The organism is Enterobacter pseudoroggenkampii (genome assembly GCF_026420145.1).
GTDB classification, from domain to species: Bacteria; Pseudomonadota; Gammaproteobacteria; order Enterobacterales; family Enterobacteriaceae; genus Enterobacter; species Enterobacter pseudoroggenkampii.
The window spans coordinates 754154-776130 of sequence record NZ_JAPMLV010000001.1 but is presented as its reverse complement, the minus strand read 5'-3'; the positions used below and the strand labels follow the sequence as shown (position 1 = coordinate 776130).

At 58.4% G+C, this 21977-nt stretch carries 22 protein-coding genes and 1 riboswitch; of the genes, 9 read left to right on the top strand and 13 right to left on the bottom strand.

Annotated features, from left to right (window positions below):
• Position 1: 1 nt before the first annotated feature.
• Genes OTG14_RS03690 through OTG14_RS03645 form a run of 10 tightly spaced genes read right to left on the bottom strand, consistent with a single transcriptional unit; the run spans position 2 to position 8585 of the window.
• Positions 2-787 carry a cobalt-precorrin-6A reductase gene (locus OTG14_RS03690; RefSeq protein WP_048989906.1) on the bottom strand — a complete coding sequence of 262 codons (786 nt, stop codon included), beginning with the start codon at positions 785-787 and terminating at the stop codon, positions 2-4.
• Positions 784-1509, bottom strand: coding sequence for a precorrin-3B C(17)-methyltransferase (locus OTG14_RS03685; RefSeq protein ID WP_024908221.1), 726 nt, complete (start codon positions 1507-1509; stop codon positions 784-786). Before OTG14_RS03685 ends, OTG14_RS03690 begins: the two co-directional genes overlap by 4 nt.
• Positions 1509-2564 (bottom strand): cobalt-precorrin 5A hydrolase, encoded by a 1056-nt coding sequence (cbiG, locus tag OTG14_RS03680; protein ID WP_267214595.1) that lies wholly within the window; start codon positions 2562-2564, stop codon positions 1509-1511. The genes OTG14_RS03685 and cbiG overlap by 1 nt, the downstream gene beginning before the upstream one ends.
• The gene (locus OTG14_RS03675; protein WP_024907721.1) at positions 2545-3318 is read right to left on the bottom strand and encodes a cobalt-precorrin-4 methyltransferase; all 774 of its coding nucleotides are present in this window, start codon (positions 3316-3318) and stop codon (positions 2545-2547) included. Before OTG14_RS03675 ends, cbiG begins: the two co-directional genes overlap by 20 nt.
• Positions 3311-3880 (bottom strand): decarboxylating cobalt-precorrin-6B (C(15))-methyltransferase, encoded by a 570-nt coding sequence (locus OTG14_RS03670; RefSeq protein ID WP_024907722.1) that lies wholly within the window; start codon positions 3878-3880, stop codon positions 3311-3313. Before OTG14_RS03670 ends, OTG14_RS03675 begins: the two co-directional genes overlap by 8 nt.
• Positions 3870-4475 carry a cobalt-precorrin-7 (C(5))-methyltransferase gene (locus tag OTG14_RS03665; protein ID WP_024907723.1) on the bottom strand — a complete coding sequence of 202 codons (606 nt, stop codon included), beginning with the start codon at positions 4473-4475 and terminating at the stop codon, positions 3870-3872. The genes OTG14_RS03670 and OTG14_RS03665 overlap by 11 nt, the downstream gene beginning before the upstream one ends.
• Complete coding sequence (cbiD, locus tag OTG14_RS03660) at positions 4469-5608, bottom strand: cobalt-precorrin-5B (C(1))-methyltransferase CbiD (protein ID WP_267214594.1); 1140 nt, start codon at positions 5606-5608, stop codon at positions 4469-4471. The genes OTG14_RS03665 and cbiD overlap by 7 nt, the downstream gene beginning before the upstream one ends.
• The gene (locus OTG14_RS03655; protein ID WP_090417459.1) at positions 5605-6237 is read right to left on the bottom strand and encodes a cobalt-precorrin-8 methylmutase; all 633 of its coding nucleotides are present in this window, start codon (positions 6235-6237) and stop codon (positions 5605-5607) included. The genes cbiD and OTG14_RS03655 overlap by 4 nt, the downstream gene beginning before the upstream one ends.
• A 12-nt stretch (positions 6238-6249) precedes the next feature.
• Entirely contained in the window at positions 6250-7209 is a 960-nt protein-coding gene (gene cbiB / locus OTG14_RS03650; protein WP_148768688.1) for an adenosylcobinamide-phosphate synthase CbiB, read from the bottom strand.
• On the bottom strand, positions 7206-8585 hold the full coding sequence (locus tag OTG14_RS03645) for a cobyrinic acid a,c-diamide synthase CobB (RefSeq protein ID WP_267214593.1): 1380 nt from the start codon (positions 8583-8585) through the stop codon (positions 7206-7208). Before OTG14_RS03645 ends, cbiB begins: the two co-directional genes overlap by 4 nt.
• A gap of 100 nt (positions 8586-8685) precedes the next feature.
• Positions 8686-8861: riboswitch (cobalamin riboswitch) on the bottom strand.
• Between the two features lie 453 nt (positions 8862-9314).
• Between OTG14_RS03645 and OTG14_RS03640 the strand changes: the two genes are divergently transcribed.
• Entirely contained in the window at positions 9315-10181 is an 867-nt protein-coding gene (locus tag OTG14_RS03640; RefSeq protein WP_267214592.1) for an L-threonine kinase, read from the top strand.
• Here OTG14_RS03640 and OTG14_RS03635 read toward each other — a convergent pair.
• The 3 genes from OTG14_RS03635 to cobA are packed head-to-tail and all read right to left on the bottom strand — an operon-like array spanning position 10173 to position 12704.
• Complete coding sequence (locus OTG14_RS03635; protein ID WP_248273056.1) at positions 10173-10820, bottom strand: precorrin-2 dehydrogenase/sirohydrochlorin ferrochelatase family protein; 648 nt, start codon at positions 10818-10820, stop codon at positions 10173-10175. The two genes, OTG14_RS03640 and OTG14_RS03635, sit on opposite strands and share 9 nt — an antisense overlap.
• 4 nt (positions 10821-10824) lie before the next feature.
• Positions 10825-11895, bottom strand: coding sequence for a threonine-phosphate decarboxylase CobD (cobD, locus tag OTG14_RS03630; protein WP_267214591.1), 1071 nt, complete (start codon positions 11893-11895; stop codon positions 10825-10827).
• A 38-nt stretch (positions 11896-11933) separates the two neighbouring features.
• Entirely contained in the window at positions 11934-12704 is a 771-nt protein-coding gene (gene cobA / locus OTG14_RS03625) for a uroporphyrinogen-III C-methyltransferase (RefSeq protein ID WP_267214590.1), read from the bottom strand.
• A 518-nt stretch (positions 12705-13222) separates the two neighbouring features.
• Here cobA and glmS point away from each other — a divergent pair.
• From glmS to glsA, 8 genes are all read left to right on the top strand, one after another.
• The gene (gene glmS / locus OTG14_RS03620; protein WP_024907732.1) at positions 13223-13672 is read left to right on the top strand and encodes a methylaspartate mutase subunit S; all 450 of its coding nucleotides are present in this window, start codon (positions 13223-13225) and stop codon (positions 13670-13672) included.
• Complete coding sequence (gene glmL / locus OTG14_RS03615; protein WP_267214589.1) at positions 13672-15060, top strand: methylaspartate mutase accessory protein GlmL; 1389 nt, start codon at positions 13672-13674, stop codon at positions 15058-15060. Before glmS ends, glmL begins: the two co-directional genes overlap by 1 nt.
• A gap of 18 nt (positions 15061-15078) precedes the next feature.
• Entirely contained in the window at positions 15079-16524 is a 1446-nt protein-coding gene (locus OTG14_RS03610; protein ID WP_024907734.1) for a methylaspartate mutase subunit E, read from the top strand.
• The gene (locus OTG14_RS03605) at positions 16524-17765 is read left to right on the top strand and encodes a methylaspartate ammonia-lyase (RefSeq protein ID WP_024907735.1); all 1242 of its coding nucleotides are present in this window, start codon (positions 16524-16526) and stop codon (positions 17763-17765) included. The genes OTG14_RS03610 and OTG14_RS03605 overlap by 1 nt, the downstream gene beginning before the upstream one ends.
• Positions 17766-17768: 3 nt before the next feature.
• On the top strand, positions 17769-19139 hold the full coding sequence (locus OTG14_RS03600; RefSeq protein ID WP_048989929.1) for an acyclic terpene utilization AtuA family protein: 1371 nt from the start codon (positions 17769-17771) through the stop codon (positions 19137-19139).
• Positions 19136-19453, top strand: coding sequence for a DUF4387 domain-containing protein (locus OTG14_RS03595; RefSeq protein WP_024907737.1), 318 nt, complete (start codon positions 19136-19138; stop codon positions 19451-19453). The genes OTG14_RS03600 and OTG14_RS03595 overlap by 4 nt, the downstream gene beginning before the upstream one ends.
• Positions 19454-19618: 165 nt before the next feature.
• Positions 19619-20911 (top strand): dicarboxylate/amino acid:cation symporter, encoded by a 1293-nt coding sequence (locus OTG14_RS03590; protein ID WP_024907738.1) that lies wholly within the window; start codon positions 19619-19621, stop codon positions 20909-20911.
• A 54-nt stretch (positions 20912-20965) separates the two neighbouring features.
• Entirely contained in the window at positions 20966-21967 is a 1002-nt protein-coding gene (gene glsA / locus OTG14_RS03585) for a glutaminase A (protein ID WP_024907739.1), read from the top strand.
• Positions 21968-21977 lie beyond the last annotated feature (10 nt).

Genomic DNA, 21977 nt, shown 5'->3' with positions numbered 1-21977 from the left:
CTTAAGCAGCGGCCAGCCAGCGGGCTAAGCGCCCGGCGAATGCGGCCTGACTTTCCAGTAACTCGTCTCCCGTCACCAGCGGCGCCGGGCGTGTAATCACGATGCAGGGGATGCCCGCATCCAGACAGGGTTGAACCTTTTCCCGATAGCCGCCTTCCGCACCGGACGCTTTGGTGATCATCACGTCAGCCCGGCACTGGCGATAAAACGCCGCGTTAAACTCAGCGCTGAATGGCCCGCACATCGCGAAGATCTCGGTAACGCCAAAGCCAAGCCCGGCGCATTGCTCAAGGACCTCGGGCACCGGCAGCACCCGGGCCAGCAGCGTTTTCTCCGGCAGCCCGGCGCGCCAGCGCGCCAGATCTTTACTGCCGGTGGTCAACAGCACGCGTTCGCCCAGCCGCCGCGCGATGTCGCAGGCCTCTTCTATGCCCGGCACGCTGTAGAGCAGCGGATGCGTCAGCTCGCTGAGCTGTTCGGGGCGCTGATAGCGGCTAAGCAACACGCCCACCGTTTCACAGGCCGCCAGGATGTTGCGGCTGACCACCTCAGCGTAGGGATGCGATGCGTCAATCACCCAGCGGGTCCTGTTTTGCGCAAGCCAGTCAACCATCTGCTGCGGCTCCAGGCGGCCACAGCGCACCCGGCCATTAATGTCGCCCGCCAGCCGCTGCCCGGTGGCCGTCGCCACCGACAGGGTGTAGGCCACGCCGGCCGCATCCAGCTGCTGGCAGATCGCGCGGGCATCGCTGGTGCCGCCCATGACCAGCACGTCGCCATAGTTCACAGCACATAGCCCCGGGGTGTGATCATCAGCCCCTCCTGAACGTAAGTGGCCTTATTTCCGACGATCACCAGGCTTGTCATATCGACCGGCTCAAAGTCCATGTCGCCCAGCGTGGTCAGCCACTTCTCCTGCTTTTTGCGCCCGGCAGACTTCACTACCCCTACCGGCGTTTGCGGGCTTTTGCTGGCGGACAGCAGCTCAAACGCCCGTGCCAGATGGCCCTCGCGACCCCGGCTGCGCGGGTTATAGAAACAGATGACGAAGTCCGCTTCTCCCGCAGCAACAATGCGTTTTTCAATGACCGGCCACGGCGTCAGCAGATCGCTTAAGCTGATGTGGCAAAAATCGTGCATCAGCGGCGCGCCAAGCAGAGACGCGGCGGCAATACTGGCCGTCATCCCGGGGATCAGGCGAACCTCAACGTCCAGCTTCTGTTTGCTGACCAGTTCCAGCACCAGCCCCGCCATGCCATAAATACCGGCGTCGCCGCTGCTGATAAGCGCGACGTTATGCCCGGCCTGCGCCAGCTCGATCGCCGCCTGACAGCGTTCAATCTCTTTGCACATCCCGGTTTTGATCACCTGTTTGTCGCCGGTGAAGGCCTTCACCAGATGGGTATAGGTTTTGTAGCCAACGATGATTTCTGCCGCCTGCAGCGCGTCTACGGCTTCCATGGTCATCATGGCCTGCGAGCCCGGGCCGATTCCAATTACGGTTAACATCAGTGTGAAACTCCCAAAGTGATAGTGACGCCCTGTTCGCGCAGGGTTTCTCCTTGTAGTTGCCCATGGCTCAGCAGCCACGCTGCCGGTCCCGAGACGCTCCCCACCCCAACCGTCTGGCGTACAAACGGTGAAGCTGGAAAGCGGTGTTCGTGCTCACGCAGCGCGTCAGCGGTAAAGGTTTCAAACGGCACACCCCAGCAGGCGGCAAGCTGAAGCAGGCCCGCTTCGTCTTTTTTAAGGGAGACGCTGCCAATCGCTTTCAGCGCCAGCGGATCGAACTGCTGCGCCGCAAGCTGGCGCATCAACAGGGTCGCCAGCAGCGGATACGGCGTGTCGCGTCGACAGCCGATGCCCGCCACGACCCGCTGGGGAACCAGCGTCCAGTGCGGTAACGGCAGTTCCGGCAGCGTGTTGCGCAGCGTAATGCACACCAGCGCATCCATTTCCGGGAGGTGCTGCAGGTCGCTCACGGTGATAAACCCGCGCCGATCGCACCGGCTGACGTCGTCGTCGAGTTCCGCATCCCACCACAGCCCTACCCGCTGATGGCTCACCAGCATCTGGTTGACGATTTTCACCGTCGTTCGGAAATCGCGCATTCGGGCATTCAGCTGGAAGGCAAGGGTATCCAGCGCGGCCATCTCGTTGACGTCCGTGGCGGTGGTAATCACCGGATCCGCCCCCAGCATTTCCGCCAGATAGCGGGTCAGCGCATTCGCCCCGCCAGCATGGCCGGAAAGCAGGCTAATCACGTGCTGCCCACGCTCGTCGATCACCACCACCGCCGGGTCGCTCAGCTTGTCGTGGATGAGTGGCGCCAGAACGCGCACCGCAATGCCGGTGGCGCCGATAAAAATCAGCGCCGGGTAGCGCGTGAACGCCTCGCGCACCGCCGGGGCAAAGCCGCCGTCGAAGGAGATAAAGCCCTCTTCCCGCAGGGCCTCGCTGGTAAAGCAGGTGACCGGCAACATTGCCGCCAGACGCTTCGCCAGCCGCACGCCGCCCGGCGTCAGGCAAAACAGCGCGATGGGCTCAGGCTTTACGGTATTCATGGCTAAAATCCGCGGCATAGAGTTTTGAGTAGTGATACTCCTCGCCCAGGAACTTCCCGACCAGAATGAGCGCCGTTTTGCGGATCCCCGCCTCGCGTACTTTGTCGGCGATATCCGCCAGCGTGCCGCGTACGGTGTGGCTTTCCGGCCAGGTCGCTTTATAAATGACGGCAACGGGCGTGGTGGCCGGATAACCGCCTTCAATCAGGCGTTCCGCCACCCGGTGAATACGCTGGACCGAGAGATAAATCGCCATGGAGGTCTGATGGCTGGCAAATGACTCCAGCTGTTCACGTTCCGGCACCGGCGTGCGGCCTTCGAGGCGGGTAATAATCAGGCTCTGCGAGACTTCAGGGACGGTGTATTCCACCCCAAGCTCCGCCGCGGCGCCGAGGAAAGCGCTGACGCCGGGCACCACCTGCCAGGCAATGCCGCGTTTGGTCAGCTCTTCGCCCTGCTCACGAACGGAGCCGTAGAGCGAGACATCGCCGGTCTGCAAACGTACCACCGTTTTTCCGGCCTTCACGCCCGCCGCCATCAGGTCGATTATCTGTTCTAAATGGAGTTCCGCGCTGTCGTGGCATTCGGCTCCCTGCGGGCAATACGCCAGCAGCTCGGTATTGATCAGCGAACCGGCATAGATAACCACCTGCGCCTGCTGCAGCAGCCGGTAGCCCTTGAGCGTGATGAGCTCACGGTCACCGGGACCGGCACCGACAAACCACACGCAACGGGAATCAAACGTCTCAGACATGGTGTTCTTCCTTCTGACAGGCGATAACAAAAACGGGATTATTCGGTTTGAAATAGTGACCGCTGCCGAGCGGGGTCAGCGCGGAGACCTGCATTTGCAGGCAATCAATGTTCTGGACGCCGATCTGCTGCAGATGGGCCAGCGCAGTAGTGAGGTTTTCCTGCAGGATAAACGTCATCACCAGACGTCCGCCTGGATGTAGCTGGCGCAGGGACCAGTCGATAAGCGAGGTCAGATGGCCGCCGCTACCGCCCATAAAGACCGCATCGGCCTTATCCGCCACGGGTAAGGGCGCAACGCCCGGCAAAATCGCGATATTGCGACAGGCAAAATGCTGGCGATTTTCCGCAAGCAGCTGCAGAGCCGCAGGGTTACGCTCTATGGCCGTCACGTGCAGCGAGGGAAACAGCAGCGCCGCCTCTATCGACACGCTCCCGGTTCCCGCACCGACGTCAATCAGGTGGCTGGCGCGATGCAGCTCGAGCTTCGTGAGGGCCAGCGCGCGTACCGCCTCTTTGGTCATCGGCACCGTTTCGCCGCGCAGAAACAGTTCATCTTTCATCGAGGATCACCACCGCATTCATCTCATAGTCGGCACTGACCTCACTGACGGGCAGCCAGTGGATCCGTTCATTTTCCATCGCCAGGTTTTCACCAATCACCATCCAGCGATGGCCCTTCCCGCGCGCCACCAGCTGCGCGGCAATCTCTTTCGGCCCATACTGGCTATCGGTGACCATCGCCACTTTGCGATGCCGTGCCAGCTCGTCAACGTTCACGTTGCGGCCATGGCTGCTGGTGAGCCACATCTCATTCATATCAATGCCCGCCTGCGCGCACAGGTACTGCACCGCGCTGATACCGGGAATAATGCGCACGCGCGCCATACCGAAATGCGCCACCATCCGCGATCCGATGCCGTAAAAGAGCGGATCGCCGGAGGCCACAATCACCACCTTTTTCTCCTGACGCGCCTCAACCCAGGCAAGCAGCGCCGGAATGTTGGCCCCCAGGACAAACGTCTCGCCGCAAAACGCCGGGAACTGCAGCAGATGGCGTTTTCCGCCGACCAGCGCATCGGCGCGATCGATCGCTTCACGCGCGGCGGGCGTCATCAGGCGCAACCCCGCAGGCCCCATTCCTACGACCGTTAACATTGCAGCGCCCAGGCAATCGCCTCGACCGGGCGGTTGCTGCCCAGCACCTGGTTATCAAAGGAAAACAGAATGGCGTCACAGGTCGGCGGATTTTTGGTAAAGCGCAGCATCTGCATTACGCGCAGGCAGATCCGTTCGGCGAGATGGCTGTAAAGCGCCTGAAAACCCCAGGTGTCGATATGTTCCATCGCCGCTTCGGTGGTATCGCATTCGCTGACGACGGTGAGTAATTCCAGCGGCGCACCGAGCAGTGCCAGATGCGCCACCAGCGTTTCCATGCGCGCATCGGCGATATGGCTGTGGGTGTGGAATATCCCGGCGGCAATTTTGATGAGCTTGCCGGGGTGGCCGACCAGCACTATCTGGCGAAACCCCAGCCGCACCGCCTCTTCGATCATGTAGCCGACAAAGTTGCTCATGGTGACCACGACATCTTGATCAATGCCCATCTGCTCGCGCACAAAGCGCTCGCCATGATTGCCCGGCACCAGCACGACCCGCTCCAACCCGGCCGCGCGTTTAATCTCCAGCTCCAGAGAAAGCGAGCGTTTCCAGCTCTCCTCTGACATCGGCGTGACAATGCCGGTGGTGCCGATGATCGAAATACCGCCCAGGATCCCGAGGCGTGAGTTGTAGGTTTTCTGCGCCCGCTCTTCGCCTTCAGGGGCGAAGATTTCCACGTTGGCCCCGCGCGTCGGGCCAATCGCCTCGCGCACGGCGGACTCAATGGTGTGACGCGGCGTGCGGTTGATCGCCGCGCTGCCGATGGGCAGGCCAATGCCTTTGCGCGTCACGGTCCCCACGCCTTCGCCGCCCGCCAGCGTAATCTCGCCGCTGTCGTTGAGCGTCACACGGGCGAAAATCAGCATGCCGTGGGTGGCGTCGACGTCATCACCGCCGTCTTTGCGGATGGCCGCAATCGCCTGCTGCCCTTCAATGTGCGGCGATTCCACGTTCAGACACAGCGTGACGCCGGAGGGTGTCACAATGGAGACCTGATGAATGAGGTGCTGGCGCAGCACCATCAGTGCGGCGACTTTCGCTGCCGCGGTCGCACAGGAGCCGGTGGTGTAGCCTTTACGTAATGCCTTCCCGTTATGCCATACCGGGGAATCGAAAGTGGAATCGCTCATCGCGCCCCCTGCAGGTAATAGAGCATGGCGTTTACAATCGCCGCCGCCACATTGCTGCCGCCTTTGCGCCCGAGTGCCGCAATCGCGGGCAAATGGCTGTGCGTCAGCGCCTCTTTCGATTCCGCCGCCCCCACAAACCCCACCGGGACGCCCACCACGCCGCTGACGGCAACATCATGCTCAAGCAGGCGAAACAGCGCCGTGGGCGCATTGCCAAAGACGAAGATCTTCTCGCTCTCTTCCGTCACCGCGATATCCACGGCCGCCATCGAGCGGGTGATTCCCTGGGCCTTTGCCTGCGCCACCACCCGCGGGTCGCTGATATAGCAGCGGCATTCGCCCCCGAATGTGGACAGCAGCGTTTTGTTGATCCCGGAGAGCGCCATCGTGGTATCGGTATAGATAACGGACGGGCGACGGAGCGCCGCGCAAAGCTGATCCAGCGCGTCATCTGAAAACCAGAGAATATCCAGCCAGTCGAAATCTGCGGTGGTATGGATCACCCGCTTGACGATCGCCTCATGCAGCGGGCTGGCGAACCGGTACTCCGGCCGCGTTTCGCGAATGATTTCGCCAATGATGTCGAAACTTTTGGCTTCAATCGCCTGGGGTTGCTGGATGTATTGCATTGTCTTTTGTCCTCAGGCCGCGCCAGCCATCAGCCAGCGTGCTGCGATAAACAGCGCCAGCGCCAGGGTGGAGGAAACCCACATCAGTCGAATCGTTCGGGAAATGTCGTCTACCGCAATCGGGCGCAGCGCGTCGCCGATCCACGGCTTTTCCACGCGCTGGCCAAAATAGGTGTTGGGTCCGCCAAGCCGGATGCCCAGCGCACCGGCAACCGTTGCTTCAGCCCACGCGCAGTTGGGGCTGCTGTGGTTGTAGCGGTCGCGCCAGCCGACGCGCAGCGCGCGGGAGGGATCCTCGCGGCATAGCCACGCCGCAACGCTCAGTAAGAGCCAGCTCAGGCGCGCGGGGATAGCGTTCGCCACGTCATCCATACGGGCGCTGACCATGCCGATCGCGCGGTATTTTTCATGCTTGTAGCCCACCATTGAATCGAGGGTATTCACCGCCTTATAGGCCATCGCCAGCGGCGCGCCGCCCAGCAGGAGGAAGAACAGCGGGGCGATAACGCCGTCGACCGTGTTCTCCGCGACGGTCTCCACCACCGCCCGGTTGATCTGTTCCGGCTGAAGCTGAGAGGTATCGCGCCCCACTATCCAGGAGAGCTTTTCGCGGCTTTCATCAAGGTCGCCTGCCCGCAGCGGGCGTTCAACGTCCCGCGCGGCGTTTGCCAGACTGCGCCCGGCCAGCACGGTAAATATCATCCACACCTCAATCGCCCAGCCCAGCCAGGGATGCACCCACCGTCCGAACGCCAGCACGCCCCAGGCTATGCCCCAGGTCAGCCCCACGACGGCCAGCCACATGACGCCGCCGCCAATGCGTAACGCCGCGTCGCTATGGCAGCAGCGGCGTACACCCCGCTGCACCGCATTGATCAGGTTGCCTATCCAGCGCACCGGATGCGGCCAGTGTTGCGGGTCGCCGATGATGACATCGAGCAGCCACGCGACGCACCATGCCATCAGGGTCATAGCGCCCCCCTCGCCGCCGTCAGCCAGCGGCTGAGCATCGTGGGGCGTTGGGCAAAGTGGAGGTGCAGGTAGCTTGCGAACGTGTTGCCAACCTGCCAGCCCCCCGCCCATTCCTGCATCGTCACGCCATCACGCACTTTGCGGCACGCCAGTACCGCAGGGGTTTGGGGGGAGAAGTCAGAATAGTGAAACTCATGCCCTCGCAGCACCTCCCCGCTATCGGCCAGCAGCGTGGGCTGGCGCGCCTGCGCCTCACAATAGCCAAAACGGGTCAGCCGTTTACCCATCCTGCTGTGGCCGGGGATAATATTGGCCATCCGGTGGGTAACCCCCTCGCTATCTTCCAGCGTGCTGCCGAGGTACATCAGCCCACCGCATTCGGCGTAGATCGCCACCCCGCGACGATGCGCCTCCCGCAGGCTGGCGAGCATCGCGGTGTTTTCCGCAAGCCGTGCCGCATGCAGCTCCGGGTAACCGCCCCCGAGCCAGACCATCTGGCAGTCAGGTAAGCGGCTATCGCGCAGCGGGCTAAAGCGGATAATGTCGACCCCGGAACGTTCAAGCAGCGTGATGTTATCCGGGTAATAGAAGTTGAAGGCCTCGTCATCGGCCATCGCGAGCGTTAACCCGCGCCCGGCGTCCCCGTCAGGGCGCGCGGGCCAGGCGCCCTGCGGCAGCGACGCCATCTGGCTGAGCGCGAGAAGTTGTTCGATATCCAGCGTACGTTCGAGAATGGCGGCAAAATTTTGCCAGGTCTGCGGGTCTGCGGCCGACTCCCGGGCGGTGACCAACCCAAGATGGCGCTCGGGCAAACCGACGCCCTCAACGTGCGGCACATAGCCCAGGACGGGTAGCGTGCAGTAGTGCTCAATGGCCGTTTTGAGCAGCTGATAATGTGATTCGCTGTTGACGCGATTGACAATCACCCCGGCAATATTGAGGGTAGGGTCGAACCGCTGAAAGCCCATTACGGTCGCGGCAATCGACGTAGATACCGCCTTGCCGTCCACCAGCAGAACCACCGGACAGCCCAGCTGTTTTGCCATCGCGGCGGTGCTGCAATAGTTCGGATCGGTGCCGTAGCCGTCATACAGCCCCATCACGCCTTCAATGACCGCGATATCCGCCTGCTGCATATGCTCGCAAAACAGCGCGTTGAGTATTGGCTCAGGAAGCATGAAGCTGTCGAGGTTGCGGGAGGAGGCGCCGCTGACTTTGGTATGCCAGCCGGTATCAAGATAGTCAGGGCCCACTTTATACGGCTGGACGCGTAATCCACGCTGTTTTAACAGACTCAACAGGCCAAGCGTCACCGTGGTTTTACCACAACCGCTTCCGGTACCTGCCAGAACAAACGCGTACTGCTTTGCCGCCATGACCCCGATCCTGTCCAGGGTGGTTGGGAGGTATAGATACACGTCGTCCCAGTCTTTCGACTGTATGATGCATCAGTACAACCCACTTCCCACCGAAGTTGTTGAACGTTCCCGACAGGCAGGTCTTCTGGCTTAGCGTCCTCCTCGCCCGTCCTTCCCAATCTCACGATCAGTGGTCATTACGGGGTCGTCAGCATCACAGCAGCGGGGGCTGCGGGGGATTGTCACCCCCTTCCCTGCCACAAATGTGGCAAAACCTGTCGGCTTACATTATGAGAAAGAGTTCGTTCTCAAAACAGCAATGCTATTTGCGGCGCTTCAATTCACCTTAGGCAAATACTTAACCACAAATGAAAACCATGCTGAGTAAAACGTGGCGCCAGAATAATTGACACCTTTCTCAATAACTCAACGTTTTATCACAAAAAATAAAAAGCAAAGATAATCACGCTTAAAATCTCAATATTTATTGTTCTATGACAAGTTATTGCACTACTTGATATTTTTTCATTTTATTGTGATCAAAATTCATCAGGATATTAAAGCCCGGTAAAAACATAATATTGCTGTTCAACGTAAGTCAGTGTGATTTCATTGATGCATTACGCGTTCAGCAGGATCGCAAAATAATATGGAGACTATCCAGGTCGGAATTTGCGGTATATCAAGGTAAGAGGAATATCCTCATGACACTATGCTCCAGAAATTTCTGACCAGTAAGGTGGAAACGTGGCTGTTGCGCAGTGCCCCGCGTCGTGCGGTGAGCTTATCCAGGGCTGGATTTTGGGCAGTGAGAAGCTGGTCTCCTGCCCTGTCGAATGGTACAGCACCGTTGAGGTGAGCCACGGCTCACCCGTGGCGGATGAACGCCCGCTTTCGCGCGCGATGGTCGAGCGATTGTTGCAGCACTGGCATTATCCGGCGCAGCTAAGCCAGGATATCCGCATTGACGTGCACTCGACCATCCCGGTTGCCAAAGGGATGGCCAGCAGCACCGCGGATATCGCCGCCACCGCCGTCGCCACCGCCCACCATCTGGGGCGTCAGCTCGACGAAAGCACGCTGGCAACGCTTTGCGTTTCGCTCGAACCCACCGACAGCACCGTGTTTCGCCAGTTGACCCTTTTCGACCATAACGACGCTTCCACGCAGATCGCCTGCCACGCCCAGCCCGCTCTCGACCTGCTCGTTCTGGAAAGTCCGCAAACGCTGCGTACGGCAGATTACCACCGCATCCCGCGTCAGGCGGGGCTACTGGCCGGTGCGCCAGCGCTGGAACGCGCGTGGGGAAAAGTCCAGGAGTCCTGCATAACGCAAAACCCTTATCGGATGGGCGAAGCGGCCACCCTCAGCGCCATCGCCAGCCAGACGCTGTTGCCTAAACCGGATTTTGACGCACTGCTCTCACTGGTGGAGGAGTGCGGTATTTACGGGGTGAACGTGGCGCACAGCGGTAGCGTCGTGGGTCTGATGCTGGACAGAAATAAAGACGATGTCGATTATGTGAAATGGCTGCTGGTAAAAAAACAGCTCACCCGCCACTGGCCTGAACAACACCTGCTGCGGATGGTAAAAGGCGGCGTGACGCTACTCTGATAGCAGCCTGTGCTGAATGAGCCACTCGACCTGCTGCCTGACCTCTTGCTCGTGCTCCTGCGCTAAAGCCTGCTGCAGCGGAGCATGCCGGAAGAACGCGGCCCAAAATGCACGCTTGCGCTCCCGGTCACCGCATGCGCGATTAATCCGTTCACGCAGCGTCCCCGCCAGCCGCACGCTTTCCCGCATGCCCGGAGGAAGGTGGGCTGCGACATGCGCTTTGAGGATCTTGCTGTACACCGGCGCGTTGCCCCCGCAGCTCAGCGCAATAATGACCGGCGAATGGTCGATTATGGCCGGTGAGATAAAGGTGGCAGCAGAAGGGTCGTCCGTGACATTGCAAAAGATACGCTCCGCGCTGGCGGCCGCGGCGACCTGACGATTCACCTGCGGATCGCTGGTCGCGGCAATGACCAGCCAGCACGACTGCAGATACTGCGGCGAAAACGTCGCCGGAAACCACTCGATGTCACCGCTCGCGTGCAGGCTGGCGAGTTCCGGCGTCAGGGTGGGCGCAACCAGATGCAGCACCGCCCCGGCCGCCAGCAGCCCCTTCGCCTTATGCGTCGCCACCTGCCCGCCACCGACGATCAGGCAGCGTTTCCCCTTCAGGTTGCAAAAAATCGGGAAATAGTCCATCGCCTTAGCCTTGTAAAACGTGAGTCAGCGCGGCAATAAACCGGCGGTTCTCCGCCTCGGTACGCACGGCAATCCGGTAGTAGTCGCGATCGAGCCCTGGATAGTTTTCGCAGTGGCGGATAAGGATGTGATGGCCGAGCAGCGCCGCCTTCAGGTCGAAACCCGGACGCAGACAGCGGAAGAAAATAAAGTTGGCCTGCGGCTTCCAGACCGCCAGCGATGAAAAGCGCGCCATCGCCTGCCACAGGAAATCCCGCTCCCGGGCGATAAAGGCGTGGCTGCGAGCAATATAGTCCTCATCCGACAGCAAATATTGCCCCACAAGCGCCGAGAAGGCATTCACGGACCAGGGCTCACGGGTGCGTTTCAGCTGGTGAATGGTTTGCGTATTGCCGCTCAGCAGATACCCAAGACGCAGCCCGGGAATAGCAAAAAACTTGGTCAGGGATCGCAGCAGGTAAAGATAGCGTGACTCCGCCAGCCGCGGCGCCAGCGTGGAGCCCTGCGGCAGAAAATCGATGAACGCCTCATCCACAATCAGCGCAATCTGCAGCGATTCGCACAGTGAGGCCAGCCGGTCGAGAAGACCGGCATCAGGCATGAGTCCGGTAGGGTTGTTTGGCGTCGCGATAAACAGGCAATCGGGCCTGTGCGCGCGAACGGCGTCCAGTATGGAAACATCCACCTGGAACCCGTTCTGCTCACTCAGCGCATAGTCAATTATCTCGCAACCCTGCTGCTGTAATGCCCGGCGATATTCGGCGAAGCCCGGTACCAGCAGCATCGCCCGGCGAGGGGCAAGCGTTCGCACCAGGCCATAGATCAGCTCCGTTTCGCCATTCCCGGCAATCGTCTGGTCATAGTCACACCGGCTGGCGGTGGCCAGCGCCTGATGAAGATGGCGGTATTCAACGTCCGGGTACTGCATGATGATATCCAGGTGGGACACAATGAGCGACCTGACGCGATCGGGCAGCCCTAACGGATTGATGTTCGCGCTAAAGTCCACCAGCAGCTCGGGATCGATCCCCAACTGCAGCCCCGCTTCCAGAACGTTACCACCATGCTCACTCATTCGTTTCACTCGTCCATTTCGAAAATGTCAGGATAACATCAGACAACAATCTGATTCAGCGCGATATGTGATGCGGTAAACGCCAGTATCTCCTGCAGGCTGACCACCTCACCAATGACGATAAGCGCCGGAGCATGCAGTTTTTGACGTTCAACCTCGAGGTGGATATCGGTCAGCGTACCTTTGGCGATCTGCTGACGAGACTGGCTGGCATACATCACCACCGCTACCGGCGTTTCAGCGGACATGCCTCCCTCGATGAGCTGCTGGCAGATTTCCGTCAGCCGCGTCATTCCCATCAGAACGATCAGCGTTCCGTTGATTTGCGCCAGGGCATGCCAGTTTTGCGGGTCGTTCCCCTGGCACATATGACCGGTCACAATATGAAAGCTGGAGGCGTAATGACGGTGCGTGACCGGGATCCCGGCATAGGCCAGTCCGCCAATCGCGGAACTGATCCCCGGCACAATTTCGAACGTCAGGCCGGCTTTCGCCAGCTGCTCGGCCTCTTCGCCCCCGCGGCCAAAAACGTAGGGGTCCCCGCCTTTCAGGCGCACCACCTGGCGCCCTTCCCCGGCATGCTTGACCAGCAGGGCATTGATTTGTTCCTGAGGCACCGGATGATGGCTTGGGGTTTTACCGACATCAATAATCAGACAGCCTGCCGGAGCCTGAGCCAGAAGTTCAGGGTTTACCAGGCGATCGTGAACAATCACCTCCGCATGGCGGATACAGTGCAAACCTTTTACCGTAATCAAAGATGCATCGCCAGGCCCTGCCCCTACAAGCCAAACCTTCCCTTTACTCATCGTTATATCCTCAGATTAAATATTTAAAGACGCAAGAAAGCGGGTAATTAAAATTAGTGCTGAATTATACATCCCCTCCACACGTCAAAAATTTGATGTATTTATCACTCTTTCTTAATTTTACGAATGGCGTTTATGACCAATATCAATAAAACAGTGAATACCGCCTTCCCTCTGCCATTACGACATTATTGCTTTGGTCATCATGCTTAAAAAAACATATAAATCGCCTTCAGCAATAAAACAGGCGCGCGATCACAAATATTAAAATGGTTTTGTCAGCGACGTTTACAGACAAATATCAACCCTAAAATAAAGCGCACACAAGTAACTGATATAAAACATTTTTCAATGCAACACCATTACCATCATCATTTTTGGAAGGATTTTTTGAAAATAGATCAATTGCATCCCTTTCGTCTTCAAAACACACTCCAAAACCATTAACAGACCCAATGTACATTAACCGTTTTTAATACCCATTTTATTTTCACTATCAGCCCTACAGAGGATTACCCATGAAGAAATCAACACTTGTTATTGGCGTCATTGGTGCTGACTGCCATGCGGTAGGCAATAAAGTTCTGGATCGTGTTTTTACTTCCCATGATTTTCACGTCATCAATCTTGGTGTGATGGTGAGCCAGGATGAATATATTGATGCGGCCATCGAAACGGGTGCTGATGCTATTGTCGTTTCATCCATCTACGGCCATGGCGACATCGACTGCCTGGGGCTGCGCGAGCGCTGCATCGAACGCGGTATCGGCGACATTCTGCTTTTTGTTGGCGGTAACCTGGTCGTGGGTAAGCACGATTTCGCCGATGTCGAAGCCAAATTCAAAGAGATGGGTTTCAACCGCGTGTTCGCTCCGAGCCACGACCTGGAAGACGTCTGTCAGCTGATGGCGAACGATATACAGCAGCGTCAGCGCGTTGAAGAGCTCTGTCTTGAAGAGGGCTTCTGATGCAAATCGTCTCAGTCGACATTGGTTCGACGTGGACCAAAGCCGCGCTCTTCACGCCGGAGGGTGATGCGCTAACGTTGGTCAACCACGTTCTGACCCCGACGACGACCCACCATCTGGCGGAGGGTTTCTTTACCAGCCTGAACCAGGTGCTAAACGTTGCCGATGCGCGACCGTTGCTGAACAGCGGGGACGTTACGCTGAAATACTCGTCGTCGGCAAAAGGCGGGCTCGCCGTTGCCGCAATGGGTCTGGTGCCGTCAATAACCCTGGAATCAGCCAAAGTCACCGCCCATTCAGCGGGTGCCAAAATCGCCCAGTACTACTCGTACAAACTGAACCGTCACGATATCCAGGCGCTGGAGGACTCCCCGCCGGACATTCTGCTGTTCACGGGCGGTACGGACGGCGGCGAAGAGAGCTACGGACTGGCCAATGCCCGCGCGCTGGCTGCGTCAACGCTGGACTGCGCCATTATTTACGCCGGAAATCGCGATATTCAGGACGACGTGCAGGCCATTCTTGGCCACAAAGATCTGATCGTGGTCGACAACGTTTTGCCTGACCTCGATCACCCGAATCCGTATGCCGCCCGCAAGGCTATCTGCGATGTCTTTCTCTCCCGCATCGTGAAGGGGAAAGGGCTGGACGTTATCGTCGGGGAAACCGGCGAAGAGCCGATGCCTACGCCGTGGACCGTCTACGAGCTGGTGAAAGCGATCAGTGATGTCGACAGCGCGTGGAAAGAATTCATGCTGATCGACATGGGCGGAGCCACCACCGACGTCTATTCCGCCAGCGCCAACATGCTCTCCCCGGATACCGTCCTGCACGGCGTGCCTGAGCCGTTTGTGAAACGCACCGTAGAGGGCGACCTCGGCATGCGCGTCTCGGCGGTGGTGGTTGGCGAAAGTACGCAGGAACTGGTGAACGCGGTGTTCACCCACCAGCCTCAGCGCAGGGAAGCGTTCTATGGCTATCTGCGCCATCTGGTCGCGCATCCGGACTACCTCCCTGCTACCGAAGAAGAAAAGCATTTCGACACGCTGCTGGCCGGGCTGTGCGTGGGGTACGCCAGCGAGCGCCATGCCGGCACCAAAAAACAGGTCTGTACCTGCGTAGGCAACGTCGATTTGCAGATGGGGCGCGATCTGACCACCGTGCGCAAAGTGGTGGGTTCCGGGGGATGGCTCTCCCGTGCCAGCCAGTTCGATATTCACCGCTGGCTGAAGTACCGCGAGCTGGACGACGGCAGCAGACGCGTTCTTTTACCCGGGCAGTTTGACTATTACCGCGATGCAAAAGGTCTGCTTCCTCTGCTGGCGAACGTCGCCAGGCTGGACCCGCAGGCGGCGGCTCGCACCAGTATTCAATGTTTAACCCTATAAAACCTAAGGCAGCAACGAATGGAACTTCGAAATAAAAAGCTAACCCATGACGAATTCATGACTGAGCGGCAACAGGTCTTACAGACCTGGCAAACCGGCAAGGACGTTGAGAACTTCGAAGATGGCGTGAAGTACCAGCAAACCATTCCTGAGCAAAAACGCTTTTCTCACGCCCTACTGAAGGCGGACCAGGAAGGTAAAACCCTGAGCCAGCCGCGCGCAGGCGTAGCGCTGATGGATGAACATATCGCCCTGCTCAAAACGCTGCAGGAAGATTGCGATTTGCTGCCCAGCACCATCGATGCCTACACCCGTCTGAATCGCTATGAAGAGGCGGCGGTAGGGATCCAAAAATCCATCGAAGCGGGCACCTCCAAACTTAACGGCTTACCGGTCGTCAACCACGGCGTCGCCGCCTGCCGCCGCATGACTGAAGCGCTGGAGAAACCGATTCAGGTACGTCACGGCACGCCGGATGCGCGCCTGCTGGCGGAGATCGCGATGGCCAGCGGCTTTACCAGCTATGAAGGCGGCGGTATCTCCTACAACATTCCGTACGCCAAGCGCGTCACTCTGGAAAAATCTATCCGCGACTGGCAGTACTGCGACCGTCTGATGGGCCTGTACGAGGAGAACGGCATTCGCATTAACCGTGAACCGTTTGGTCCGCTGACCGGCACCCTGATCCCGCCGTTTGTGTCCCACTCGGTGGCGATTATCGAAGGTCTGCTGGCGCTGGAACAGGGCGTGAAGTCAATTACCGTCGGCTACGGCCAGGTCGGTAGCCTGACGCAGGATATCGCCGCGATTCAGGCTCTGCGCGAGCTGTCCCACGAATATTTCCATAACCACGGTTTTGACGATTACGAGCTGAGTACCGTCTTCCACCAGTGGATGGGCGGCTTCCCGGAAGATGAGTCGAAAGCGTTTGCCATTATCTCCTGGGGCGCAGCGGTTGCCGGTATGTCCGGGGCGACCAAAGTGATCACCAAGAGCCCGCACGAAGCGTTCGGCATTCCGACCGCCGCCGCAAATGCCCAGGGGCTGAAGGCCTCGCGTCAGATGCTCAACATGGTCAGCGATCAGAAGTTCCCGCCGTGCGCCGCCGTCGAGCAGGAAGTCGAGCTCATTAAGAGCGAAGTCCGCGCCGTGCTGAAGAAAGTCTTCGAACTGGGCAACGGCGATGTCGCGCGCGGGACGGTGCTGGCGTTTGAAGCGGGCGTGCTGGACGTACCGTTCGCCCCTGCCTCCTGCAACGCAGGCAAAATTCTGCCGGTGCGTGATAACGCCGGTGCCATTCGCGTGCTGGAAGCCGGTGCGGTTCCGCTGCCGAAAGATATCCTCGCCCTGCATCACGATTACGTCGCCGAGCGCGCGCGTTTTGAAGGCCGTAAGCCCTCATTCCAGATGGTTGTTGATGACATCAACGCGGTATCCCACAGTAAATTAATAGGAAGACCATAATGAAAATTAAGCAGGCCCTTTTCACCGCAGGCTACTCCTCGTTCTATTTCGACGATCAGCAGGCCATCAAAAACGGCGCCGGTCATGACGGGTTTATCTATACCGGCAATCCGGTAACGCCTGGATTTACGTCCGTTCGTCAGGCGGGTGAATGCGTATCCGTACAGCTGATTCTGGAAAACGGCGCGGTGGCGGTGGGCGATTGTGCAGCGGTGCAATATTCAGGGGCAGGCGGTCGTGATCCGCTGTTCCTGGCTGAACACTTCATTCCGTTCCTCAACGATCACATCAAGCCGCTGCTGGAAGGCCGTGACGTTGACCGGTTCCTGACGAATGCCCGTTTCTTTGACGAACTGCGTATAGACGGCCATCTGCTGCATACCGCCGTACGCTATGGTCTGTCGCAGGCGCTGCTCGACGCGGCGGCACTGGCGACCGGCCGCCTGAAAACGGAAGTCGTGTGTGATGAATGGCAGCTGCCGTGCGTTCCGGAGGCCATTCCGTTATTTGGTCAGAGCGGCGACGACCGCTATATCGCCGTCGACAAGATGATCCTCAAAGGCGTTGACGTACTGCCACATGCGCTTATCAACAACGTGGAAGAGAAGCTGGGCCTGAAAGGGGAAAAACTGCGGGAGTATGTGCGCTGGTTATCCGACCGCATCCTGAGCCTGCGCACCAGCCCGCGCTATCGCCCGACGCTGCACATTGACGTGTACGGCACCATCGGTCTGATTTTCGATATGGATCCGGTACGTTGCGCCGCCTATATCGCCAGCCTCGAAAAAGAAGCCCAGGGCCTGCCGCTGTACATTGAAGGGCCGGTGGATGCGGGTAACAAGCCGGATCAGATCCGCCTGCTGACCGCCATCACCCACGAGCTGATGCGTCTGGGTTCCGGCGTGAAAATCGTTGCCGATGAGTGGTGTAACACCTATCAGGACATTGTGGACTTCACCGATGCGGGCAGCTGCCACATGGTGCAGATTAAAACCCCGGACCTGGGCGGTATTCACAACATCGTTGATGCGGTGCTGTATTGCAACAAGCACGGCATGGAAGCCTATCAGGGCGGTACCTGTAACGAAACGGAAATCAGCGCCCGCACCTGCGTGCACGTGGCCCTCGCCGCTCGCCCGATGCGCATGCTGATCAAACCGGGCATGGGCTTCGATGAAGGTCTTAACATCGTGTTTAACGAAATGAACCGCACCATCGCACTGTTGCAGACTAAGGATTAAAAGATGGCACGTACATTTAAGATCTTATCGCCAACGGCTATCCTGGGCTATGGCTTCCCGGAAGAGAGCTTTCGGAAGGCCATGGAAGCGTCGCCGGATCTTATTGCGGTCGACGCAGGCTCTTCCGACCCTGGCCCCCACTACCTGGGGGCAGGTAAGCCTTTCACCGACCGGGCGGGGGTAAAACGCGATCTACGCTATATGATCGTGGCTGGCGTTAAGCACAACATTCCGGTGGTGATCGGTACCGCCGGTGGGTCCGGCGCCGCGCCTCATCTGGAGTGGTGCCGCCAGATAATCCTTGAGATTGCTCAGGAAGAGAAACTCTCATTCTCCATGGCGCTGATCCCGTCGGATGTCGATAAAGCCACCGTGCATCAGGCGCTGGATGACGGGAAAATCACCGCCCTGGATTTCGTCCCGGAACTGACCCACGAGGCTATCGAAGAGAGCACCTATATCGTGGCGCAGATGGGTATCGAGCCTTTCCAGCGGGCGCTGGCGGCCGGGGCGCAGGTGGTGCTGGGCGGACGGGCGTACGATCCGGCCTGCTTTGCCGCGCTGCCCATCATGCAGGGCTTCGATGAAGGTCTGGCGCTGCACTGCGGTAAGATCCTCGAGTGCGCGGCGATTGCCGCTACGCCGGGGTCCGGCTCCGACTGCGCGATGGGCATCATTGACGATAACGGCTTTACGCTGAAAACGTTTAATCCGAAGCGTAAATTCACCGAAACGTCGGCGGCGGCGCACACCCTGTACGAGAAATCTGACCCGTACTTCCTGCCGGGGCCGGGCGGCGTTCTGAACCTGAAAGGGTGCAGCTTCAAAGCGGTCAACGAGGGCGAAGTGTACGTCAGCGGTTCCCGCCACGAAGAAACGCCGTACGCGCTGAAGCTGGAAGGCGCCCGCCGGGTCGGCTTCCGCTGCCTGACCATTGCCGGTACGCGCGACCCGATCATGATTGCCGGGATCGATAATATCCTAGAAGAAGTGCAGGTCAGCGTGAAGCGCAACCTCTCGCTGAATGACGACAGCATCCGCATGACGTTCCACCTGTACGGAAAGAATGGCGTGATGGGCAACCATGAGCCGATGCAGTCCGCCGGGCACGAACTGGGTATTTTGCTGGACGTAGTGGCCCCCACCCAGGATATCGCCAACAGCGTCTGTTCGCTGGTGCGCTCTACCCTGCTGCACTACGGCTATGAAAACCGGATCGCAACAGCGGGCAACCTCGCGTTCCCTTTCTCCCCTTCCGACATTCAGAGCGGCCCGGTGTATGAGTTCTCAATCTACCACCTGATCGAAGCGAGCGACGCGCTGCGTTTTGATTTCCACCTCGAGCAGGTCACGCCAGAAGGAGTTCAGCTATGAAACAGGGTATTTGCTCACTGGCGCAGGTCATTCGTTCTAAAAACGCCGGACCGTATGAGCTGGTTCTGGATATTTTATTTAAAACGCGTGAAGACTATCAGCGGGTAAAAGCCTCGGAGCAATTAACGCCGCAGCTTATTGCCCGTTTATATAACGTCAAGCCTGACTTTATTCATCGCATTATCTGGTTCGATCCGGCCAATGCGGTCAAAATCGTCATGCCTCGCGATATTATCTCCGGCAACGTCGGTGACAATGATGTCTATGGTGCCCAGCAGCATGCACCGTTATTAAGTATCGAGTTTGATCTGTAACACTACAAATACAACAGCGTCCATTGGGATATAGATATTTGCTGTATCACTGTATTCCAGATAATTCATGCGGTTGGTCACAACAAACGTGCGTCTGAGCGGTTCATCAGGGCTCAGGCGCACGCGACCCTACACATTAACCAACCTTTATCCGATGGAGTAAACATGAAAAAAATAAGCTTAACGAAAATGATCATATTAGGTTTGATACTCGGCATGATTGCCGGGGTGGTCATTAATAATATGGCATCAGCAGATACAGCAAAAACGTACGCACAGGATATCTCTATTTTCACCACCATATTCTTACGCATGGTGAAAATGATTATTGCCCCGCTGGTCATTTCCACCCTGGTGGTCGGTATAGCCAAAATGGGTGATGCTAAAACGCTTGGCCGTATATTCTCCAAAACCTTTTTCCTCTTTATTTGCGCCTCGCTGCTGTCCATCGCCCTGGGGCTGGTTATCGTCAACATCTTCCAGCCTGGCGCAGGCATTAACTTTGTTCCCCATGACGCCGGGGCCGTTGCGGCCGTTCAGTCCGAGCCGTTCACGCTGAAAGTGTTTATCTCTCACGCGGTACCGACCAGCATCGTTGATGCGATGGCCCGCAACGAGATTCTGCAAATCGTGGTGTTCTCGATTTTCCTCGGCTGCAGCCTGGCAGCCATTGGTGAGAAAGCCGACCCCATCATTAAGGTGCTCGACTCTCTGGTGCATGTGATGCTGAAGCTGACGGGTTACGTCATGCTGTTTGCCCCGCTGACCGTATTTGCCGCGATCTCCGGACTGATTGCCGAACGCGGTCTGGGCGTGATGGTCAGCGCCGGTATTTTCATGGGTGAGTTCTACATGACGCTCGGCCTGCTGTGGGCGATTCTGATTGGCCTGTCCACGATGATTGTCGGTCCGTGCATCAGTCGTCTGACTAAAGCGATTCTCGAACCTGCGCTGCTGGCCTTTACGACCTCAAGTTCAGAAGCGGCTTTCCCGGGCACGCTGAACAAACTGGAAAAATTCGGCGTCTCCTCCAGGATTGCCAGCTTTGTCCTGCCCATCGGCTACTCCTTTAACCTGGTCGGCTCAATGGCCTACTGCTCGTTTGCGACCGTGTTTATCGCCCAGGCGTGCAACATCGAACTGAGCATTGGCGAGCAGATCACCATGCTGCTGATCCTGATGCTGACCTCTAAAGGGATGGCGGGCGTGCCGCGCGCATCGATGGTGGTTATTGCCGCCACGCTCAACCAGTTCAACATTCCGGAAGCGGGTCTGATTCTGCTGATGGGCGTCGATCCGTTCCTCGACATGGGCCGTTCCGCCACCAACGTGATGAGTAACGCAATGGGTGCCGCTATCGTCGGTCGCTGGGAAGGCGAGCACTTCGGCGCCGGCTGCCGCGGCAAGGTTCCGGCCAAAGAAAGCACTGCTTCAGAAACTGAAATCGCCATGTATTGATTACAAAGGCCAACCGTGGTTGGCCTTTCGTCTTCCGATGTACAGGAAAGCCCCATGAAGATAAACATTTTCGGCGTCAGCCTCTTATCCGTCAGCCTGATGTTTAGCGCTGCCACGCTGGCGCAAACCGCGCCGGACTATGCGCAGCTGCTTGAACAGGCTCACCAAAAATTCAAAGGTAATCATGAGGGGAAGGTCGCCGACTACATCCCTGCCCTGGCGACCTATAGCCCCGACAATTTCGCCATCACCCTCGCCACGGTCGACGGCAAGATTTACCAGGTTGGCGATGTGAAAAAAGCGTTTCCAATGGAGTCGCTGAGCAAGGTTTTCACCCTGGCGCTGGCGATGGAGCAGCGCGGTCCGCAGGAGGTACTGGATAAACTCGGCGCCAGTGCGACCGGTCTGCCCTTCAACTCCGGTTTAGCCATTGAGCTGACCAAAGGTGCGCCGGAAAACCCGCTGGTGAATGCGGGGGCGATGAGCACGGTTAGCCTGATTGAGGCGAAAGATAAGACTGACCGCTGGAACACGATCCTCAATAACCTGAACGCGTGGGCCGATGCCTCGCTGACCGTCAACGAGCCGGTGTTCAAATCGGAAATGGAGACCAATCAGCATAACCAGGCGCTGGCGATGCTGATGGCCTCCTACAACAGCTTTTATGGCGATACCCGGGAAGCCGTCGAAATCTACACCCGCCAGTGTTCCGTAGACATCACCGTTGAGCAGCTCGCCAAAATGGGCGCGGTGCTGGCAAACAAGGGCAAATCGCCTTTCAACGGTAAGCAACTGCTGAATGAACGCTACGTGCCGCAGGTTCTGGCGGAAATGGCGATTGCCGGGCTGTACGACGGCAGCGGCAAATGGCTGTACACCGTTGGGATCCCGGCGAAGAGCGGCGTCGGCGGTGGCATGGTTGCCATCGTGCCCGGTCAATACGCCATCGCGGTCTACTCGCCACCGCTGGATGCCGCCGGGAATAGCGTCCGCGCCCAGCAGACGATTGCGTATGTTGCCGGGGCGACGCAGGCCAGCCTCTTTTTAGCCCATTGACTGTGATTTT

What these genes read in the sequence shown, in the direction of transcription:
- OTG14_RS03685 (WP_024908221.1), bottom strand. Translation starts at nt 1,509, where the DNA reads ATGTTAACCGTAATTGGAATCGGCCCGGGCTCGCAGGCCATGATGACC.
- cbiG (WP_267214595.1), bottom strand. Translation starts at nt 2,564, where the DNA reads ATGAATACCGTAAAGCCTGAGCCCATCGCGCTGTTTTGCCTGACGCCG.
- OTG14_RS03675 (WP_024907721.1), bottom strand. Translation starts at nt 3,318, where the DNA reads ATGTCTGAGACGTTTGATTCCCGTTGCGTGTGGTTTGTCGGTGCCGGT.
- OTG14_RS03670 (WP_024907722.1), bottom strand. Translation starts at nt 3,880, where the DNA reads ATGAAAGATGAACTGTTTCTGCGCGGCGAAACGGTGCCGATGACCAAA.
- OTG14_RS03665 (WP_024907723.1), bottom strand. Translation starts at nt 4,475, where the DNA reads ATGTTAACGGTCGTAGGAATGGGGCCTGCGGGGTTGCGCCTGATGACG.
- cbiD (WP_267214594.1), bottom strand. Translation starts at nt 5,608, where the DNA reads ATGAGCGATTCCACTTTCGATTCCCCGGTATGGCATAACGGGAAGGCA.
- OTG14_RS03655 (WP_090417459.1), bottom strand. Translation starts at nt 6,237, where the DNA reads ATGCAATACATCCAGCAACCCCAGGCGATTGAAGCCAAAAGTTTCGAC.
- cbiB (WP_148768688.1), bottom strand. Translation starts at nt 7,209, where the DNA reads ATGACCCTGATGGCATGGTGCGTCGCGTGGCTGCTCGATGTCATCATC.
- OTG14_RS03645 (WP_267214593.1), bottom strand. Translation starts at nt 8,585, where the DNA reads ATGGCGGCAAAGCAGTACGCGTTTGTTCTGGCAGGTACCGGAAGCGGT.
- OTG14_RS03635 (WP_248273056.1), bottom strand. Translation starts at nt 10,820, where the DNA reads ATGGACTATTTCCCGATTTTTTGCAACCTGAAGGGGAAACGCTGCCTG.
- cobD (WP_267214591.1), bottom strand. Translation starts at nt 11,895, where the DNA reads ATGAGTGAGCATGGTGGTAACGTTCTGGAAGCGGGGCTGCAGTTGGGG.
- cobA (WP_267214590.1), bottom strand. Translation starts at nt 12,704, where the DNA reads ATGAGTAAAGGGAAGGTTTGGCTTGTAGGGGCAGGGCCTGGCGATGCA.
- glmS (WP_024907732.1), top strand. Translation starts at nt 13,223, where the DNA reads ATGAAGAAATCAACACTTGTTATTGGCGTCATTGGTGCTGACTGCCAT.
- glmL (WP_267214589.1), top strand. Translation starts at nt 13,672, where the DNA reads ATGCAAATCGTCTCAGTCGACATTGGTTCGACGTGGACCAAAGCCGCG.
- OTG14_RS03610 (WP_024907734.1), top strand. Translation starts at nt 15,079, where the DNA reads ATGGAACTTCGAAATAAAAAGCTAACCCATGACGAATTCATGACTGAG.
- OTG14_RS03605 (WP_024907735.1), top strand. Translation starts at nt 16,524, where the DNA reads ATGAAAATTAAGCAGGCCCTTTTCACCGCAGGCTACTCCTCGTTCTAT.
- OTG14_RS03600 (WP_048989929.1), top strand. Translation starts at nt 17,769, where the DNA reads ATGGCACGTACATTTAAGATCTTATCGCCAACGGCTATCCTGGGCTAT.
- OTG14_RS03595 (WP_024907737.1), top strand. Translation starts at nt 19,136, where the DNA reads ATGAAACAGGGTATTTGCTCACTGGCGCAGGTCATTCGTTCTAAAAAC.
- OTG14_RS03590 (WP_024907738.1), top strand. Translation starts at nt 19,619, where the DNA reads ATGAAAAAAATAAGCTTAACGAAAATGATCATATTAGGTTTGATACTC.
- glsA (WP_024907739.1), top strand. Translation starts at nt 20,966, where the DNA reads ATGAAGATAAACATTTTCGGCGTCAGCCTCTTATCCGTCAGCCTGATG.